Genomic DNA, 18,850 nt, shown 5'->3' with positions numbered 1-18,850 from the left:
ACGAGGAGCCGGGGACGCACACGGTGAGGTTGTTGGGGGTGAACGGCGTGTTTTATTGATAGTCGCTGTTTCGGCAGGATGTCAAGACATAATTATTTTCAGGATGTTAAAGCATGTGGGCGGCGGGCGGTGGTCAGGTGCCATTCCCCCGGTCGGGGAGCCAGTCATCAAGGACGCGGGAGAGCTCGTCCTTGCGGATGGGTTTGCTGAGGTAGTCGTTCATGCCGGCATCCAGGCAGGCTTGCCGGTCTCCTTTCATGGCAAAGGCGGTCATGGCGATGACGGGGATGGACCGGTTCAACACGGTGGACCCTTCGGCCCGGATGGTCCGCGTGGCCTCGTATCCGTCCATCTCTGGCATCTGAACATCCATGAGGACGAGGTCGTAGGGGATTTTGGAGAGGGCCTGGATCGCTTCTTTTCCGTTGGCCACGGCATCGGCGTGGATGCCCATTTTCTGCAGCAGGAGCACGGCGAGTTTCTGGTTGGTGGGGTTGTCTTCGGCCAGCAGGACGTGGCCGTTCCGGCGCTGGTTTTCCTTGACCAGGCGGCGGGTGATGATGGCGGGACTCCCGCTGTCGGCACCGCCCTTGCCCGCCACAACGGCCAGGGTGTCGTAGAGCTCCTTTTGCTTGACGGGTTTGATGAGGTAACCGGAAAATCCGATCTTCTCCATGCGCCCGGCATCGCTTCTCTGCCCCATGGAGGTCATCATGACCAGCAGGGTTCCCTGATGGTCCGGGTTGGCACGGATGGCGCGCCCCAGGGCCTCGCCGTCCATTTCAGGCATCTGCATGTCGAGGATGGCCAGGTGGTAGGGGGCGCCCTCTTCCCTGGCCCGGGCGAGGCTCTTCAGGGCGTCGGGCCCACTGGAAACGGCCTGGGCCTGGACGCCCCAGGCGGAGAGCTGGGTGGTGAGGAGGCGTCGGTTGGTGTGGTTGTCGTCCACCACCAGCATGCGCAGGCCGTCGATTTCGGCGAGTCGCAGGGGCTTGGGCTGGGTCTTTTGTTTGGCCAGGCGCACGGTGAACCAGAAATTGGACCCTTCGCCCTCCCGGCTGGCCACGCCGATTTCTCCGTCCATGAGCTCCACCAGCTGCTTGGAGATGGTCAGGCCGAGGCCTGTTCCCCCGAACTGGCGAGTGGTGGACGGGTCCACCTGCTGGAAACTCTGGAAGATCATGGGCTGTTTCCGGGGAGAAATACCGATGCCCGTGTCCTTGACGGAGAACTTGAGGAGCACCTTCTGCCCGGTATCTTCCAAAAGGTCCACATGGACGGACACTTCGCCTTTTTCCGTGAATTTTACCGCGTTGCCCGTGAGGTTGATGAGGATCTGCTTGAGGCGTCCGGGGTCCCCTTTGAGGAAGGGGGGAACCTCCGGGGCCGGGGCGCAGATGAGTTCCAGCCTTTTCTCTTCGGCCTTGACGGCCATGAGGCCGGTGAAGTCATCGAGCATGGCACGCAGGTCGAAGTCCAGAAGGTCCAGGTTGAGCTTGCCCGCCTCGATCTTGGAGAAATCCAGGATGTCGTTGAGCAGGGCCAGCAGGGACTCCCCGGAGGCCTGGACCGTTTCCGCGTACTGCCGCTGTTCGTCGGTGAGCCGGGTGTCCAGGAGAAGCCCGATCATGCCGATGACCCCGTTCATGGGGGTGCGGATCTCGTGGCTCATGTTGGCCAGGAAGGTGCTCTTGGCATGGCTGGCCTCCTTGGCCTGCCCCAGAGCGTCCCGGAGCTGCTGCTCCATCTCCTTGCGTTCGGTGATGTCCCGAAGGACACAGTGCAGCACCTGTCGGTTCTGAAAGGCGATGGGGGTGAGGCTGACGTCCGTCCAGAAGGCCTCGCCGTCGGCCCGCCGGTGCATCCACTCAAAGGAGGTGGGCCCCTGGTCAAGGGCCCGGGCCAGGAGGGCGTCCATGGCCGGGGCGGTGGGGGTGCCGTCGGGTTGCTGGGTGGGGGCGAACCGTGAGGGGTGGGCCCCGAGCACCTCATCGGTGGATGGCATGCGCAGCAGGTGCAGGGCGGCCTCGTTGCAGTCGATGAATCGGTTGCTCTCAATGAGAAACACCGGGTCGGCCGTGTCCCGGAAGAGCCGCCGGAACCGCTCTTCGCTTTGCTGCAGCTCTTCCTGGGCCAGGCGGACGTTGGTGATGTCCCTTGCCGAACACAGGACCCCGGTGATTTTGCCGGTGCCCTCCAGCACAGCGGTTTTGGAGATGAGCAGGCTCTTGAGGGCACCCTCCTTTGCAAAGGTCCACTCATCGGTGACGGGCTCTCCCAGTTTCAACACCTCCCGGTCCCCCTTGGAGAAGAGCTCGGCCTGGTCCTTGGCGAAAAGCTCCCAGTCCGTGCGTCCCTCAATGGCTTTGCGCTCTTTTTCCATGAAGGCGGTGCAGGCATCGTTGACCATGCGATACACCCCGCCTTTGTCTTTCAGCATCAGAAGATCCCTGGTGGAGGCGAAGATGGCTTCCAAAAGGGATTGCTGTTTGGTCAGTACCGTGGAGACACGTTGCCGCTCTTCCAGAACCTCGTTGATCCCCACGGCCAGGTCCCGGAATTCTGCGTGGCCGTAGACCGTGATGTCCAGGGAATTGCCCTCGGAGGTGGTAAAATCCTCCTGAAAGGTCTGGAACTGAGTGGCCAGCCGGGTGGAATATCGGCGGCCCAGCCAGGTGCAGAACAGCCCCAGGGCTCCCATGGCAGCCAGCATCAGGCCGAGGCGGGCCGAAAAGTTCGTGACCATCTTCTGCCTGGCCAGGGTCACGGCGTCATCGAGCTTGTCCAGGCTGAGACAGGAGCCCACGGCCCACTGCCAGTCGTCCACGCCGCGGATGTATGCGATTTTTTTCATGACGGTGTGCTCCGAGGGGGATCGGGCAGCATGGGTGACGAACCCTCCGTCGGGGTGCTTGGCCGCGGCGATGAACTCCTGCACGATTTTCATGCCGTGGGGGTCGGTCTCTTCCCACTGGTTTTTTCCGATGAGATCGGGTTGGGTGCGGTTGACCAGCAGTGTGCCGTCGTAGTCCGTCACGAAGATATACCCTTCGCCTCCGGCGTAGGAGATGCCTTTCAACTGTTGCCGTGCCAGGGCCTGGGTATCTCCCTGGATATCATCGAGGTATTCACCGGTGCTGATGATGAGCCCCAGGGGCTTGAACAGGCGGTGGTGGGAGAGCTTCGGGCTTTGAAACGTTGCGTCCGGCGTTTTGAACCATTTGTACCGGGTAAACCCCTCCCCGTTGTCCTTTACGGCGGCGATGATGTTTTGATTCAGGAGGACCCCGTCTTCATCGGTGAGACCGATCATGTTTCGTCCTTCGAGGTCCGGCAGCAGGGGGTGGACAACCATGCGTCCCGTCAGGTCCAGGACAAAGTAGTAGCCACGCCTGTCGTTCCACCTTAAGGCGTAAAGGGCCTCGTAGATGCGCTTATGAATCTCTTTGTCCGGCCGGTCCCGATGGGTGTTGTAGAGGTGTTCGGTGATGCCCAGGGCCTCTTCGGTACGGGATTTCAGGTCCTTGTTCAGGCGGTTCCGCTCAGCCTTTCTCTGGAAGGCGATGTCCTCCATGGCACGGCCCACCTGGTAGGCAATGGTTCGGCGCATCTCCTCCATGAGCTTCAGGCGCAGGCTTCGACTGTTGTCCCGGAATTGAAGGTAGTCCTGGCCTGCCCAGAGGAGGGTGGCCAGGAACAGGACCATGGCGGGAACGGCGATGACGACCTGGGAAATCTGGGATGAGAATTGGGGAAGGGGGCCTTTTTTCCGAAGGAGCCGGATTGAAAGCAGGAGGATGTAGAGGATGGCCACGGCAACAAGAAAGAGGACGACGGTGTTGATGTAAAAGAAAGGACGGGGCAGCTCCCCTTGCGTCCCCCCTTTTACGAAGCTGCCCAGGGGCAGGTCTTTGGTGCGGATGCCGAATTTTTTCAGGACGGCGCCGTCGAACATGAAGAGATTGGGGCTTGAATCGATGACATGGAGCTGGCTTGCCTCTTTTCCCTTGAGGATTCGAAGGGCCAGGGCCGCCGCGCTCTGGCCCTGGTCGTTTGCGCTGGCCATGCGACCGCCCACCACGCCGGAACCCAGGTAGAAATCCCAGAGACCGAAGACCGGTACCCGCGACGCCCTGGCGATGAACCTGGCGCTCTCCTCGTAGGAGAAGTACTCTCCGGCGCCGTCCCGGTTGTAGAGGAGGAGAAGGACCACATCTCCCTTGGTGAGCCGCTTCAACCTCCGGGAGAGATCGTCCTGGGCGAGCCCGTCCCACCACTGGGTCTCCACCTTGCCCTTCAGGTTTTCCAAGGCCATGCGAGCCTGTTGGTTTATCGTCCTGCCCGTGGGGGTGATCCCGGTGACGACGATGAGGCGCCTGGTTTTTGGAAACAGAGAGAGGGCCAGCCTGGAGGTGCTCAAGGGATCGGGTTTTTCCACCACACCGGTGATGTTTCCGCCGAAGCCCTTGAGCATGGCGGGCTCAAATCCGTTGATGCCGCAGAAAACCACGGGGACGCCGGGAAAGATGTCGGAGCGATATTGCCTGAGGAAGTCCAGGGCGTTGTTGTCCGAACAGACAAGGACATGGGGCTGCTGGGATGCGTACTTTTTGGCGAGAAACTCCCTGACCGGTCCGGCCACCTCGGCCACGGGCCGTCGCTTGCTGTCCAGGTATTCTACCTGCAGCTCGATGTTTTTGCCTTCAAAGGCCCGGCTGATCGACCTGGTGATGCCGTCGGTCCATGAGTATCCCTGGTGGTAAGAGTTCAGCAGCACGACCCGCCTGGGAAGGCTTGAGCCGGTCACCTCGCATGGCGCGGCAAGAAGGCTCCCCCAAAGCAGCAGCCATAGAGCCATAAATTTATATGTGCGGTGTGCCGGAGACGCCATGGGAGCTCCTGGACCCCTTGAACCCGTGGGTTCAGTTTCTGGGAAATGGTGCAGAGAGGATAAGGATGCCCCGGATAGGGGCTCTATGGGGCCGGGAAAAACGCATGGTCCGGGGGCAGGTCGGTACCATGACCTGGACCGGTGCCGCCGGAGCCTATGCCTTCGCCGTGCCGGTTTTCCGGCGCCTTCTATGACGACTCAGGATTCAGGTGTGGGGATCGGGTTGGGTGCCGCAAAGGGACCATCGTATCATGCCGTGGCCTGCCTTGCTGTGGGCTGGCGGCGTCCACCTGTTGTGTGAATGATGCCGGGCGGCACAAAAGATTGATTATATGGGCGTATTCGGCCGGCGACGGCTGAGGGGCATCACGTAAAAAGGATACGGTATCGCTCCTGCTGTGTCAAGGCGCGCCCTTTCCGGCACAGGGCACCTGGTTTGGGGCCTTGCCTCGGCCGGATGACGGAAGGAAGGAGTAAATCAACGGCCTGAAGGTTGTTCCTAACCCGTCTGAATTTTGATAAAAACAGGGTTATGTGCAAAAAGTTAAAAAAATGAATGTTCATTTAAAAAGAAGGTTTCACCAGTCCTCCGGGAGAGGCGTCTACCCGGGGGATGAGGGGGACTGCACGGGTTTTTTCCGGTGGGACGATGTGTGATCCTTTGTTGTGGCCATTTTGGGAGGAGAGGGATTGCCGGGTGAAGCAGTAAAGGGGCCGTGGTTTTTCGGTTTGTGGGCCAACCCCTTGTTATGGAAAGGAAATGAGTTGTTGACAAGTTTATTGATGAATAAATGATCGTTTATTACAGAGGGCCGGTCTTTCCCCGGGGCCTGCATCGGCCAAAGGGAAAAAGGGGAAACGCCATGGCGGTTTTTGATCCCGGCAGGGGGCCCGAAGGAATGCTTCAGGCCCCTTGCAGGGCTGCGTCCCCAGGGGAGCCCAGGGGACGGTGAAGGGGTCAGCCAGGTGGTCTTTTTGAATGCCCACCGATTTCAATACATCAGTTGTCGCTCTGGTGGTTGCGCCGGAGTTCGGTCTCCACCATCACACCGTACTTATACGCTTTGGCACCTTCACTTTGGGGCAGTACAGCGTAGCCTCCCACCCAGGGTTGCTGATCGGCCAGCTCTGCCAGGCTATTGCGGATGCGTTCGGCCTTCAGGGTCTGGTCATGGGTTTTGGCCACGTAGTTTTTGGGGATGTAGACCCGGCGCTGGGAAACACGCAGGTCCCCGTTGGGCATCTCTTTGGCTCTGACTTCAATGATGCGTCCCTCACCGTTGGTGAAGTAACTGATACCCCCCAGCCCGGTGTTCAAGGCCTGGGTGCCCAGGGCGTGAAGGTCGGTGTCCGGCTGGGCCACCCGGCCTTGGGTGAAGTCAAAGAATCCGGCAGATGCAGGGCCGGCGGTCACGGTCAGGGCGAGCAGCATGAGGGCCGCTGCAAAAAGGTGTTTGGTATAAGAGGTAACGTGTTTCATGATTAAAATCTCCACTCTTGTGTTGTATTTGGATGCCCCCCAACCTGGGAGGGGCGATCCGTTAAAACGTTAAGACAGCATTGATGTTTATTTGGCTGTTTATGGATATATTCATAAAGCGTGCCATAATCTGATTCTAATTGTTTTGGCTTTAAAGTTAACGGGTTGATGGTGTATCCTGACCTCTAATCAACGTGGCGACATATCGAAAACAGAAAGGGGGTGAAGAGATGTCTTCAACACAACGGGGACAATTCTCGGAAAGACGCCTCCGAAGCCGGGGAAAGGTCACGATCATTTGATCGAATCGTTTTTTCCGGCTTTCTCACCTCATAAGACCTCTCACCTGTCATTACAGGTGGTTCTTCACCTTTTATAAGGCCGGGTTGAGTTCGTGATGAATACTCTTCATCGGCATGAAGAATAGACTTCAACCCCATTGCCCCGACAGGGCGGAACTCTACCGGTCGCGGGGATATCCTGCCTGAACTACAGACTATTTTTTTCTCGATCCAAGTTGGCATATATCCTGCTATTCACCAGGTGCAGTTCATGGGACAGCCCATGGCTGCCAGTGGCACCCGTGTGGTTTCAAAATCGGGGGCCGCCTGTAATTATTGGTTTTTTTAAGCAACAGCGAATCAGGACGTAAAAACATGAAGAAAATTATTATCGGAACATTGGCCATTCTTTTTTTGGCGTCAGCAACAGGCATTGCCTCCATGGGAGGAGGCGGAATGGGATCCGGATCTGGCGGGGGGCATGGTTCCTCGATGATGGGTGGTTCCCACAGCAACGGAGGCGCGAATCACCAGTCAATGCATGGGGGCTCCTCAGGGGAGACCATGGTGCATCACGGCCCGATGATGCGGAGTATGGGAAAGACCATGGTCACCATGGGAACGATGGTTCAGGGGATGCCGGAAAACATGACCCGCTTACAGAGGCAGGACATGACGGAGATGATGAAAGGTCTGTCCCGGCATTTTGATGCGATGGCAGGGGAGATGTCGTCGGAAACCGTCGACAAGGCACGTATCGAGAAGATGAACCGGCAAATGATTGACCAGGTGCAAGGCATGATGAACCAGATGGACAGGTAAAGGGAAAAGGGCCGGAGAGAGTTGCTCTGATGGGTGGAAGCACGCCAAAAAACCACCATCGTTTGTGCACCCGATATGTTCATGACGGAATGTAAAACCATGATGATGAAAACAGCGATTACAGCCATGTGCCTCCTGATTTGGGCCATCACCCCTGCCATGGGGTGGGAGGGGGAAGAGTCTTTGGCCGAACTGGTTTTGGAGGCGATGGAAAATAACGCCGAGATTCGTGCCGACCGCGAGGTGGTGCAGGGGCTTCTGGACGCCTCCGAGTATGCAGGGGCCCTGCCCAATCCCAAAATCGGCGTCGGGCTTCTCAACGTGCCCACGGGAAGTTTTGACCTGGACCAGGAGGCCATGACCCAGAAACAGATCTCCGTGACCCAGCGCCTCCCCTGGCCCGGAAAAAGGGGCTTGGCCGCAGAATCCCGGCTCCTCGCCGCCCGTCGGGCCGAGGCCGGGCTCAAGGCCAAGGCCTTGGCCCTTCAGAGGGAAGTGGCCGGGGCCTACTATGAACTCTGGTTTGTGACCGAGAGCCTTCATCTTAACGGAGAGCTTTACGATCTAGTGAATCAGCTGATTCATGCCTCGGCGTCGCGGTACGGCGCTGGCCGGGAAGTCCAGCAGGCTGTGCTCACCGGAGAACTGGAGTTGAGCGGCCTGACCAACGAGCGGCTGGCCCTGGACGGGAAGCGCCGTGGGCTGGAAATTCGGATCAACCGCTTGCTCCAGCGGGACGCTCATCTTCCGGTGAGCCCGGAGACCGGTCTGGCCCTGCCCCAGCTTCGGCTGTCCACGTCCTGGATGGCACAGGCAGAAAAGGGCAACCCCCGCCTGGAGGTGTTGAAGCACGACGTGGCCCTGAGTCGGGTTTCCCTTTCGCTGGCGGAAAAAGAATCCATGCCCGATGTGGACGTCAAGCTGGCTTACGGGCAGCGGGAGGACGATCCCATGGGCAACAACAGGGATGATTTTGTCTCCCTCTCGGCCTCCTTTCCGGTTCCTGTCTGGAAGTCCCGGCGAGAAGACCGGCTTGTGGCCTCCCGAAGGGCGACCGAGAGAGCGGCCCTGCTCAACTATGAGGGCTACCGCCTGGAGTTGCCCCATCTCATCGACGGGGTGGCAACGCAGATGGCCACGGCCGTGGAGCGTCACGAGTTTTATAACAGGGACCTCGTGCCAAGGGCGCGCCAGCTTTCCCAGGCCCTGGTCTCCCGTTATGAGGTGGGGGGGAGTTCCTACACCGATATGATCGAGGCGGCCATGGCCGCCATGCGGGCAGAGCTTACGGCAAGGCAGTACTTGAGGGATGCCCTGCTGGCCGAAGTGAAGCTCATGGAGCTGGCTGGGGGAACCTTTCCCGGCGTTGCGCCGCTGATGCACGCCGGTGCTGAGAACGTTCCATCCGATTCAGACCCCACACGGACCAAATCGAATCAAGGAGAGTGACACATGACACGGAAACGACATGTACCCAAGTGGGCCTGGGGCGCTGGAATCCTGATGATCCTCGCCGTGTTGGGGGTGGGGATGGCGCTGATTCTGCATCGGGCGGGGCCGGCGGACACCGGAACCACCGGCGTGGCCCATGGCGATCATACCCACGAGACCGAAGCCGAGCTGTGGACCTGCAGCATGCATCCCTTCATTGTGCTGGATGAGCCCGGGGACTGCCCGGTGTGCGGCATGGCCCTGATCCCGAAGGCGGTGGAGACCCCTGCCGCGACTCAGGACAAAGAGAGGGGGGTGGCCTACTGGCGGGCCCCCATGAACCCTGCCGAGATTTATGATGCCCCCGGCAAGAGCGCCATGGGTATGGACCTGGTTCCCGTGTACGAGGATGAACTCGTGGGCGGGGTGGAGATTCGTATCGATCCGGTGGTGGAACAGAACATGGGGGTGCGCATCCAGGCAGCGGAGCGCGCCCGACTGGCCCGCAGCGTTCATACCTGGGGCCATGTCACCTGGGATGAGACCCGCACCTACGACATCAGCCCCCGTTTTTCCGGCTGGATACAGACCCTCCACGCCAATTTTGAAGGGCAGGATGTGAAAAAGGGCGATCCGTTGTTCACGGTCTACTCCCCGGAGCTCATCGCCGCCCAGGAAGAGTATCTTCACGCCCGGCAGCGGCTGGGTGGGCCGGGAAGCGGTTACAACGAGAGGCTCCTGGCTTCGGCGAAACGAAAGCTGCTGAACTATGCCATGGCTCCGTCCGAGATTCGTCGGGCGGAGAAGCGGGGGCGGGCCCTGGACACCGTGACAATCACCTCTCCCTATAGCGGGGTGGTGGTGGACAAACGGGCCGTGGAAGGGGGGTATTTCGGGGCGGGCACCACCTTGTTCACCGTTTCGGACCTCTCCCGGGTCTGGGTGGAGGCCCATGTTTACGAGTACGAAGTGGCGCGTGTGAGGGCCGGCCAGCAGGCCTCCATGGTGCTTCCCTTCAGCCCCGGTGAGAGCCGAACGGGCAAGGTGGCCTTTGTCTACCCCTTTATGGAGGGCAAGACCCGCGACATTACCGTGCGCATGGAATTTGATAACGGCGACGCCTTTTTAAAGCCCGACATGTATGCCAACGTGACCATCGAAACAGGTACCGGAGATTCCGGGGTGGTGATTCCCGCCGAGTCCGTCCTGCGCTCCGGCAGCAAAGAGACGGTGTTTGTGCGTACCGGAAAGGGGCGCTACACCCCCCGGGAGGTGCTCACCGGCGTGACCCTGGATGACGGGCGCCTGCACGTCCTGCAAGGGGTCGCCCCCGGGGACCAGGTGGTGGTCTCCGGCCAGTTTCTCCTGGACTCGGAATCCCAGCTCAAAGAAGCCGTGGCCAAAATGATGGAGGCCTCCAACCCGCCGCCGCCCGAGGCCAGGCCGACAGAGGTAAAAGACGACGATTTTTTTGAGGATATGTAAGATCCCATGCCTCCGGCGGCAAGGTGGGGGCACCCTGAAACCCTATGGCGAATGCATGACGGTCGTCTTGGTTCCAACGCAACCTGCTTTCGAGGTGGCCCACCTCGCCGCCGGAGGCGTTTTTATTAGGCGATTATTTTCTCTGTCAAAGGCGAAAAAAGATGATTGAAAAGCTGATTATATGGTCTGTGCGGAACCGGTTCCTGGTGATTCTTGCCACCTTGTTTGTTGTGGCGGTGGGGCTCCTTGCCATGTCGCGGATGCCCCTTGATGCCATTCCCGACCTGTCGGATGTCCAGGTCATCGTCTACACGGACGTGCCCGGCCAGGCCCCCCAGGTGGTGGAGGATCAGGTGACCTATCCCCTGACCACGGCCATGCTGAGCGTGCCCTATGCCAAGTCGGTGCGGGGGTACTCCTTTTTCGGGCTCTCCTTTGTCTACATCATTTTTGAAGACGGCACAGACATCTACTGGGCCCGCTCCCGGGTGCTGGAGTATCTCAACGTGGTGGCCGGGCGCCTCCCCGACGGGGTGACCCCTGGCCTGGGGCCGGATGCCACGGGCGTGGGGTGGGTGTACGAGTACGTGCTCAAGGATGCTTCGGGAACCCTGGACAACCAGCAGCTCCGCAGCATCCAGGACTGGTACCTTCGCTACGAGCTCACGGCGGTGCCCGGCGTCTCCGAGGTGGCCAGCATCGGCGGGTTTGTGAAGCAGTACCAGGTGGAGGTGGACCCTTCGCGCCTCAATGCCTACAACCTGACCATCGGCCAAATTCGAAAGGCCATCGAGCGGTCCAACACCGATGTGGGGGGCCGCCTGGTGGAGATGGCCGAGACCGAGTTCATGGTGCGGGGCCTGGGCTACCTCTCTTCGGTGGAGGACCTGGAGAAGATCTCCCTGGGCGTGGATGAAAAAGGCACGCCGATCCTGTTGAAGCACGTGGCCCGGGTAAAGATCGGCCCGGAGCTGCGGCGCGGGGTTCTGGAGTGGAACGGCGAAGGCGAGGTGGTGGGGGGCATCGTGGTGATGCGCTACGGTGAGAACGCCTTGACCACCATCGAGCGGGTGAAGACCCGCCTGAAAGAGCTGGAGGCGGGCCTGCCCGAGGGGGTGACCATTGAGATGGGCTACGACCGCTCGGGCCTTATTGAACGGGCCGTCTCCACCCTCCGGGTGAAGCTGGTGGAGGAGATGGCGGTGGTGGCCCTGATCTGCGTGATTTTTCTCCTGCACTTCCGGTCCGCCTTTGTGGCCATCTTCACCCTGCCCGTGGGGATCCTCATCTCTTTTACCGTCATGTACGCCCTGGGCATCAACGCCAACATCATGAGCTTAGGGGGCATCGCCATTGCCATCGGGGTGATGGTGGACGCCTCGGTGGTGCTGGTGGAGAACGCCCACAAGCACATGGAACGGAGCGGGGGGACCCGCTCCCATCGGCAGATCATCATCGACGCCTCCCGGGAGGTGGGCCCGGCCCTGTTCTACAGCCTTTTGATCATTACCGTCTCTTTTCTGCCGGTCTTTACCCTGGAAGAGCAGTCGGGGCGCATGTTTCGTCCCCTGGCATATACGAAAACCTTTGCCATGGCCGCTTCCTCGGTCCTTGCGGTGACGGTGATCCCCGTGCTCATGACCTTTTTTGTGAGGGAAAAAGGGATGGCCGATGATCAACCCAAAGGGCGCCGCCGCCTTATTTACAGCCTGGCAGGCGTGCTGCCACCTGTCGGGGTGCTGGCCGCCCGCTCCTTTGGTGTGGAGATGCCCTCCTGGAGCTTCTGGGTCGCCCTGGTGGCGGGCATTCTCGTTGTCATGGTGGCGCTGCCCCAGAAGATCCTCAGCGAGGAAGAGAACCCCTTGAGCCGCGTTCTTATCCGGCTCTATCGGCCGGTGATTCACGGGGTGCTTGCCCATCGAAAGCTGACCATTATTATTGCCACCCTTGTGATTGCAGCCACCTATGTGCCTGCCTCCCGGCTGGGCAGTGAGTTCATGCCTCCCTTGAATGAGGGGGACCTGCTCTACATGCCCACGACCCTGCCGGGCATTTCGGTGACCAAGGCCCGGGAACTTCTGCAGCAGACCGACAAGATCATCCAGCGCTTTCCCGAGGTGCGCCACACCCTGGGAAAGGTGGGCCGTGCCGAGACCTCCACGGATCCGGCTCCCTTGTCCATGATCGAGACCACCATCGTGCTGCGGCCAAAGGTGGAGTACGAGACCCTGGTGGTGGACCGGTTTTACGACGGCTGGCCGGGGTGGCTGGCTCGTCCCCTTTCCCTGGTGTTTCCCAAGGAGAAACGGGGAAAAATCCTCCATGAGTGGCGCAAGCGGCCTGTGCCCCGGTTCTTTTCGGGCTGGCCCGGCTTTTTGAAAAAGCCCCTGGGGTGGGTTCTGCCCGAAGAGCGCTACCTGACCATGGAGGAGCTGTCCGATGAGCTCAACCAAGCCGTGAATTTTCCGGGGCTCACCAACGCCTGGACCATGCCCATTAAAACCCGCATCGATATGCTCTCCACAGGCATCAAGACCCCGGTGGGGGTCAAGATCATGGGGACGGACCTGGAGATTCTCTCAGAGCTGGGAGCCCAGGTGGAGGCCGTCCTTGGACCCCTTGAAGGGACCCTGTCCGTCTACTCCGAGCGGGTGACAGGGGGCAAATACCTGGACATCGACATCAACCGGGACCACATCGTTCGCTACGGCCTCTCCGTGGACGACGTGCAGGAAGTGATCATGACCGCCATCGGCGGGCTGAACATCACCTGGACCGTGGAGGGGCTGGAACGCTACCCCGTGAACCTGCGCTACAGCCGTGAGTACCGCAGCGATCTGGAGAGCCTGGGACGGGTCCTGGTGCCCACCCCGTCCGGCGCCCACGTGCCCCTGGCACAGCTGGCCACCCTCTCCTTTAAAGACGGTCCGGCCGGCATCAAGAGTGAAAACGCGCGGCGAACCGCCTGGGTCTACGTGGACCTGAAGGGCATGGACGTGGGCACCTATGTGAGGAAGGCAAAGGACGTGGTGAGCAGCCACGTGACCCTGCCTCCTGGGTACTCCATGGTCTGGTCCGGTCAGTTCGAGTACATGGAAAAGGCCAGGGCCTCCCTGATGCTTATCGTGCCTGCCACCCTGGTGATCATTTTTGTGCTCCTCTTCCTCCATTTCGGAAGCCTCACCGAGGCGGCCGTGGTCATGGCAAGCCTCCCCTTTGCCCTCACCGGGGGGATCTGGCTCATCTATCTTCTGGGCTACAACCTTTCCGTTGCCGTGGTGGTGGGCTTTATCGCCCTGGCCGGTCTGGCCGCGGAAACCGGGGTGGTGATGCTTGTCTATTTAAATGAGGTTTACACAAGGCGCCTGGGCGAAGGGCAGATGAACGCCCCGGCCGATCTCTACGGGGCCGTCATCGAAGGGGCCGTGGAGAGGGTCCGGCCCAAGCTCATGACCGTTGCCACGACCCTCATTGGCCTGCTGCCCGTCATGTGGGGCAGCGCCACAGGTGCTCAGATTATGAAGCGCATCGCAGCCCCCATGGTGGGCGGGCTCATCTCCTCCACCGTGCTGACCCTGATCATTATCCCGGCCATCTATTACGGGATCAAGGCCAGGGAGATACAGGTTCGCAAAAGCTCCGAGGCTTCGCCCGTGTAAAGTGGGCGGCGTCCGGGTAATTTGAAGGGTCGGGTTCGGGCAAAGGTGCCACGGGGCCGACAGGTAACAACCAACACAGATAGAAGGAAACGTAATTCATGAAACGACACGCATTGATCTTGAGCCTGCTGGCTCTGTTGACCCTGGGACTTTTTTCCCTTGCATCGGCTGAACACAAGGAGCACGGCTCCTCAAATCATGGCAAAGAGATGAGCATGGACCATGGAAAAGAAATGAAGGGCCATGGAATGGGGGAGGTCATCCGCACCCATACCGTTGACGACCTGACCCTCACCTACCGCCTCATCGATATGCATCAGCGCATGAAGGATATGGATGGCATGGAGTCCATGTCCGGTAAGATGGCTTCCCACCACCTGATGCTGGATGTGAAAGGGAAAAACGGGGCCATGGTCCATGATGCCAAGGTCGGATTCGTCATCACCGATCCTGACGGCAAAGAGGTCAAAACCATGGCCATGGCCATGGGCGGCGGCCACGGAGCGGACGTGGAGATGAAACAGAAAGGAACCTACACCTTGAAAGTGAAGGTCAAGGCCGGTGACAAGGTGGTGAAGGACTCGTTTACGCACATGACAAAGTAACGGGCAAAGGAGGCGAAGGGATAAGATTCAATTTGCCTCCGGCGGGTCGTTTTTTTGAAAAAAAGCTCCGCAAAAAACTGTTAGAATGCACCCGCGCTTCGTTTGATCGCCCTTCGAGGCAATTAAAACGAAGCGCGGGTGCGACATTATTTTGGTGAAGTCTTGGAAGTCATAGTCAACACGGGCGAAGCCCGTCAGGGAATGTGATGAGCCTGAGGAACGAAGGCGAAAGAGCATTCCCGAACCTGGGGTGCAGGGGCTGTAGCCCCTGCTTATAGTGGGTAGGTGTAGGTCTTGCCGTCGTAGCCTTTGACGGTGAGGCTTTTGGCGTCCTGGTCCAGGATGGACTCGGGGAGCAGGGGCACCTTGCCCCCGCCGCCGGGCAGGTCGATGACGTAGGCGGGCACGCAGAGGCCGGAGAGGTGGCCGCGTAGGCCGTTGACCACGGCAAGGCCGGTTTCGATGGAGGTGCGGAAGTGACCGGTGCCTTTGACGGCGTCTCCGTGGTGGATGTAGTAGGGCCTCACCCGGTTTTTGGTGAGCTTGCGCATGAGCTCGGCCATGACGGCCGGGGAGTCGTTGACGCCTTTTAAAAGCACGGTCTGGCACCCCAGGGGCGCTCCGGTTCGGTTCAAGAGCCTGAGCGCCTTTTCTGCTTCGGGGGTGAATTCCGCCGGGTGGTTGAAGTGGGTGTTGAGCCAGAGCTTTTCGCAGCGTGAAAGCACCGCACAGAGTTCAGCCGTGATGCGCATGGGAAGGGTTGCGGGAACCCGGGTGTGGATGCGGATCATCTCCACGTGGGGGATGGCCGAGAGCCTTTTTAATATGAACTCAATTTTGTCATCATCGACGAGCAGAGGGTCTCCCCCGGTGACGATGACATCCCGTACCGCAGGGGTCTGCTCAATGTAGGCAAGGCCTGCTTCAATGGTGGCATCTGTCACCGCTCCGGCGTGTTTTCCCACCTTTCGCTTTCGCATGCAGTGGCGACAGTAGAGGGCGCATCGGTTGGAGACGAGAAAAATAACCCGGTCCGGGTAGCGGTGGGTGAGGCCAAAGACGGGGGAATCCTTCTCTTCACAGAGGGGGTCTTCCAGAAGGGGGGAGTCCGTGAGCTCGTCCGCGCAGGGCACCGCTTGTCGCCACAACGGAGCCCCGGCCTTTTTCATCAGCTTCAGCCAGTAGGGATTGATGCGCATGGGATAGACCCCTGCCACGCGTGAGATTTCTTCAACCTCTGCCCCCGGAATCCCGGTAAGCCCTTCTGCCGATACCACCGATTTGTCCAGTATCTCTTTCCAGTTCATAGGGGCCTTGTATCACAGTTGCAGGCGAAGGCAAAGGCAGTGCCGGCCATGGTGAACCTCATCTGGAAAGGCATGATCGATAGAAAGAAGCGAGCGCCATACGAATAAATTACAATCACGCTTAAAACCTGTTTGTCAAACTTTTCAAAAGTTTGGCCCCCGGCAGGGCCGCCGGAGGCATGCTTTTGGGGTTTTCAGGTGCTTAAAGTATCCCGTCCAGCGGACCGCCTTTTTGGCAAAGGGCATCCACGCGTTTTGAGACCTCGGGGTCTTCGATGAGGGGGGGCGCGTGGTGGGGCTTGAGGCGCGCGTCGATGATAAGGGGGCCGATGCATCCCCAGTGCTTGTGGGTGAGGGTGGCGCCGACGCCGTGGATGTCGTGGCTGGGGTTGGACCGGGTGAAGGTGGTCCAGAGAAAGTTGTTCAGGGTTGCCGAGGCAAAACCGGCGTCTTCGGTGAGGACGATGAGGGCAAGGCCGGTGGTGTCGACCTGGGATAGGTGGTCGGCCAGGGTCTGGGCCGTGGCGTTGCCTTGGGCAGCATCGGTGAAGGGGGGCGCTTCCACCATGACAACGCCGGGCAGGGCAAGTCGGGGGGTGGCAAAGCCGTCGGGCAGGGAAAAATCGCGGGGAAGGGTGGTGGCGAGGTTTCGTTTTTTGTCCCCTGCGGCGGCAAAGACAACCTTGGACCCTTCGTTTAAGCCTTCAGCGGAGTAGTCGAGGGTGTCCATGGTGGCCCGGGTCTGGAAATGGAGGTCGCGGGTAAAGTCCATGCGCTCGAAAAGATGGATGAGAAAGGCCCGTTCGTCATGGATATCAAGGTGGGGATTATCCCCTTCGTCCACGATAAAGAGATACTTGGCAAGGGAGCACTGGCCGAACCCCAGGATGGCGTTGGAGAGGGTCAGAAGCTCCATGGGTTTTTTTGCGTCCCCTTTGGCGTAGGGCACGTAGGTCTCTTTGCCTATGGCAAGGAGCAGGGGGTGGACCCCTGCGGCGTCCACGGCGTGTACGGCCGACACGCCGGGGATGGAATCCGGGACGGCGGGACCGGTGAGCTCGTGGATAAGGGCACCGAAGCTGGTGTCTTCGGCCGGAGGACGCCCCACCACGGTGAAGGGCCAGATGGCGTCTTTGCGGTGGTAGATTTTCTCCACGTTCAAAAAGGGAAAAGGGTGGGTGAGGCTGTAGTAGCCGATGTGGTCCCCGAAGGGGCCTTCGGGCTTAACGGCCGTGGGGTCCACGGTGCCGATGATGCAGAAGTCGGCCTCGGCCGAGAGGGTGTGCCCGCCTTTTTTTGCGTAGCGGAAGCGCCGTCCGGCAAGGGCCCCTGCAAAGGCCACCTCGGGCAGGTTTTCGGGCAGGGGCATCACCGCTGCAAAGGTGTGGGCAGGAGGCCCGCCCACAAAGACGGAGACCTTCAGGGGCTCGCCCTTTTCAATGGCGTGGGCATGGTGGCGGCCGATATCCCGCTTGATCTGGTAGTGCAGGCCCACCTCCCGGTCCTTGACGTAGTCGTTTCCCGCCATCTGAATACGGTACATGCCCATGTTGGAGACCAGGATGCCCGGTTTTTTCGGGTCCTCGGAGTAGACCTGGGGCAGGAGGACAAAGGGGCCGCCGTCGTCGGGCCAGCAGGTGATCTGGGGAAGGCTGGACAGGTCGGTGGTGCAGGCCATCACCGGGGCTTCTTTCACCTTTTTGGGCAGGGCGCAGGCCGCGGCAACGGGCAGCATGAGGTTTTTCAACGGGTGCTTTAAAAGGGAGGCCGGATCTGACTTGGCCGCCACCAGCCTGGAGACACGGTCCAAGGTGTGCCGAAAGATAAACCGTGAGCGCTCAAGGGTCCCGAACAGATTGGATACCGCAGGAAAGGGAGAGCCCTTTACCTTCTCAAAGAACAGGGCCGGCCCCCCCGCCGCATACACCCGGCGATGGATCTCCGCCATCTCCAGGTACGGGTCCACCTCTTCCTTGATTCGAACCAGGTGGCCGTTGGCCTCCAGGTCCTCCACACACTCTCTCATACTGGCATAAGTCATCTTTCTGCTTGCCTCCGGCGGCCAGGGGGTGAACCCCTTAGACCCCAAGTTCGCCAATGCTCCCGACCTTCGCTTTCCAGGTCGATGCCATTGGCTGACGGGCTTCGCCCGCGGATATGTTAAGATCAGAGGTAACTATTCAGCTCAAAAAAACAGCCTCCGGCGGCAAGGCGTGCCACCTTGAAAGCAGGTTGCGGATGCGTTTGCCCCTTGTTCCTCGGGTCAAATCACATCCGCCTTTAACGCAAAATTTATTCAAGAAAATTTTTAAAATCTGTTTGTTAAACCCGTCGTTATAAGATCAGGCAAACGTTTAGCCCCCGGCAGGGCTGCCGGAGGCTTTTTTTATTCCTCTTGAGGAAAAAGTGCTTCCGGGTTTACTTCCACACGGTGTCCGAAACCCTTGCTGTTGTCAAGGTAGAGGACCGTCTCCGGGGTAAATCGGTACCATTTGGGTTTGCCCGCGGCAAGGAATCCCGCCAGGCTCCCCAGGTGCTCTCGCGAGAAGAGGTCCTTTAAAAAAGGGAACCGCTTCACATACCGGGAAAAGGCTCCCATGGCCCGTGGCGTCAGCCCCGCTTTGGTGATCACCCCTTCCATCTGAAGCCCTTCGATTTGCCCAAAATGAAACGGGTTTTCATGGACCGTGGCAGCGGCCGCCTCCCCTTTCCCTTCCAGGATGTGCCGGGCATCCGGGCTCGAAAAAAAGTAGAGGTTCCCCTTGTACGCCACATAATAGACAGCCGCCGCCCAAGGCTTTCCGTCACAGGCCGTGGCCAGGGTCATGATGTGTGCGCGGTGCAGAAGTCCGGCTGCATTTTCTGATGTTTTGTCCAAGGGGATGCCTT

The 18,850-nt window shown here is 59.8% G+C and carries 10 protein-coding genes; 5 read left to right on the top strand and 5 right to left on the bottom strand.

Going from position 1 to position 18,850, the window contains the following annotated elements; all coding sequences use genetic code 11:
* Nucleotides 1-133: 133 nt before the first annotated feature.
* Nucleotides 134-4,858, bottom strand: coding sequence for a cache domain-containing protein (locus BLQ12_RS19740; protein ID WP_175469956.1), 4,725 nt, complete (start codon nucleotides 4,856-4,858; stop codon nucleotides 134-136).
* 1,033 nt (nucleotides 4,859-5,891) lie between these two features.
* On the bottom strand, nucleotides 5,892-6,371 hold the full coding sequence (locus BLQ12_RS19735; protein ID WP_092213298.1) for a hypothetical protein: 480 nt from the start codon (nucleotides 6,369-6,371) through the stop codon (nucleotides 5,892-5,894).
* Between the two features lie 656 nt (nucleotides 6,372-7,027).
* Here BLQ12_RS19735 and BLQ12_RS19730 point away from each other — a divergent pair.
* The 5 genes from BLQ12_RS19730 to BLQ12_RS19710 all read left to right on the top strand — a co-directional run bounded on the left by BLQ12_RS19730 (nucleotide 7,028) and on the right by BLQ12_RS19710 (nucleotide 14,654).
* A complete protein-coding gene (locus tag BLQ12_RS19730; protein ID WP_092213297.1) occupies nucleotides 7,028-7,474 on the top strand; it encodes a hypothetical protein in 447 nt (148 codons plus the stop codon).
* Nucleotides 7,475-7,555: 81 nt separating this feature from the next.
* Nucleotides 7,556-8,923, top strand: coding sequence for a TolC family protein (locus tag BLQ12_RS19725; RefSeq protein WP_175469955.1), 1,368 nt, complete (start codon nucleotides 7,556-7,558; stop codon nucleotides 8,921-8,923).
* A gap of 3 nt (nucleotides 8,924-8,926) precedes the next feature.
* On the top strand, nucleotides 8,927-10,390 hold the full coding sequence (locus BLQ12_RS19720; protein WP_092213293.1) for an efflux RND transporter periplasmic adaptor subunit: 1,464 nt from the start codon (nucleotides 8,927-8,929) through the stop codon (nucleotides 10,388-10,390).
* A 161-nt stretch (nucleotides 10,391-10,551) separates the two neighbouring features.
* A complete protein-coding gene (locus tag BLQ12_RS19715) occupies nucleotides 10,552-14,049 on the top strand; it encodes an efflux RND transporter permease subunit (protein ID WP_092213291.1) in 3,498 nt (1,165 codons plus the stop codon).
* Between the two features lie 98 nt (nucleotides 14,050-14,147).
* Entirely contained in the window at nucleotides 14,148-14,654 is a 507-nt protein-coding gene (locus BLQ12_RS19710; RefSeq protein ID WP_092213289.1) for a hypothetical protein, read from the top strand.
* Nucleotides 14,655-14,926: 272 nt separating this feature from the next.
* Here BLQ12_RS19710 and BLQ12_RS19705 read toward each other — a convergent pair whose 3' ends face one another.
* From BLQ12_RS19705 to BLQ12_RS19695, 3 genes are all read right to left on the bottom strand, one after another.
* The gene (locus BLQ12_RS19705) at nucleotides 14,927-15,961 is read right to left on the bottom strand and encodes a KamA family radical SAM protein (protein WP_092213287.1); all 1,035 of its coding nucleotides are present in this window, start codon (nucleotides 15,959-15,961) and stop codon (nucleotides 14,927-14,929) included.
* A gap of 202 nt (nucleotides 15,962-16,163) precedes the next feature.
* The gene (locus tag BLQ12_RS19700) at nucleotides 16,164-18,002 is read right to left on the bottom strand and encodes a UbiD family decarboxylase (RefSeq protein ID WP_092213285.1); all 1,839 of its coding nucleotides are present in this window, start codon (nucleotides 18,000-18,002) and stop codon (nucleotides 16,164-16,166) included.
* A 345-nt stretch (nucleotides 18,003-18,347) separates the two neighbouring features.
* Nucleotides 18,348-18,839, bottom strand: a complete 492-nt coding sequence (locus BLQ12_RS19695) for a PNPOx family protein (protein WP_175469954.1) — start codon at nucleotides 18,837-18,839, stop codon at nucleotides 18,348-18,350.
* Nucleotides 18,840-18,850: the final 11 nt, after the last annotated feature.

It is taken from the genome of Desulfoluna spongiiphila (genome assembly GCF_900101345.1).
In the GTDB taxonomy this organism is placed as follows: Bacteria; Desulfobacterota; Desulfobacteria; order Desulfobacterales; family Desulfolunaceae; genus Desulfoluna; species Desulfoluna spongiiphila.
This window is presented reverse-complemented; position numbering and strand designations above follow the sequence as displayed.

Bases quoted from the DNA above. Each gene is read 5' to 3' on its own strand.
- BLQ12_RS19740 (WP_175469956.1), bottom strand. From the start codon at position 4,858: ATGGCTCTATGGCTGCTGCTTTGGGGGAGCCTTCTTGCCGCGCCATGC.
- BLQ12_RS19735 (WP_092213298.1), bottom strand. From the start codon at position 6,371: ATGAAACACGTTACCTCTTATACCAAACACCTTTTTGCAGCGGCCCTC.
- BLQ12_RS19730 (WP_092213297.1), top strand. From the start codon at position 7,028: ATGAAGAAAATTATTATCGGAACATTGGCCATTCTTTTTTTGGCGTCA.
- BLQ12_RS19725 (WP_175469955.1), top strand. From the start codon at position 7,556: ATGACGGAATGTAAAACCATGATGATGAAAACAGCGATTACAGCCATG.
- BLQ12_RS19720 (WP_092213293.1), top strand. From the start codon at position 8,927: ATGACACGGAAACGACATGTACCCAAGTGGGCCTGGGGCGCTGGAATC.
- BLQ12_RS19715 (WP_092213291.1), top strand. From the start codon at position 10,552: ATGATTGAAAAGCTGATTATATGGTCTGTGCGGAACCGGTTCCTGGTG.
- BLQ12_RS19710 (WP_092213289.1), top strand. From the start codon at position 14,148: ATGAAACGACACGCATTGATCTTGAGCCTGCTGGCTCTGTTGACCCTG.
- BLQ12_RS19705 (WP_092213287.1), bottom strand. From the start codon at position 15,961: ATGAACTGGAAAGAGATACTGGACAAATCGGTGGTATCGGCAGAAGGG.
- BLQ12_RS19700 (WP_092213285.1), bottom strand. From the start codon at position 18,002: ATGACTTATGCCAGTATGAGAGAGTGTGTGGAGGACCTGGAGGCCAAC.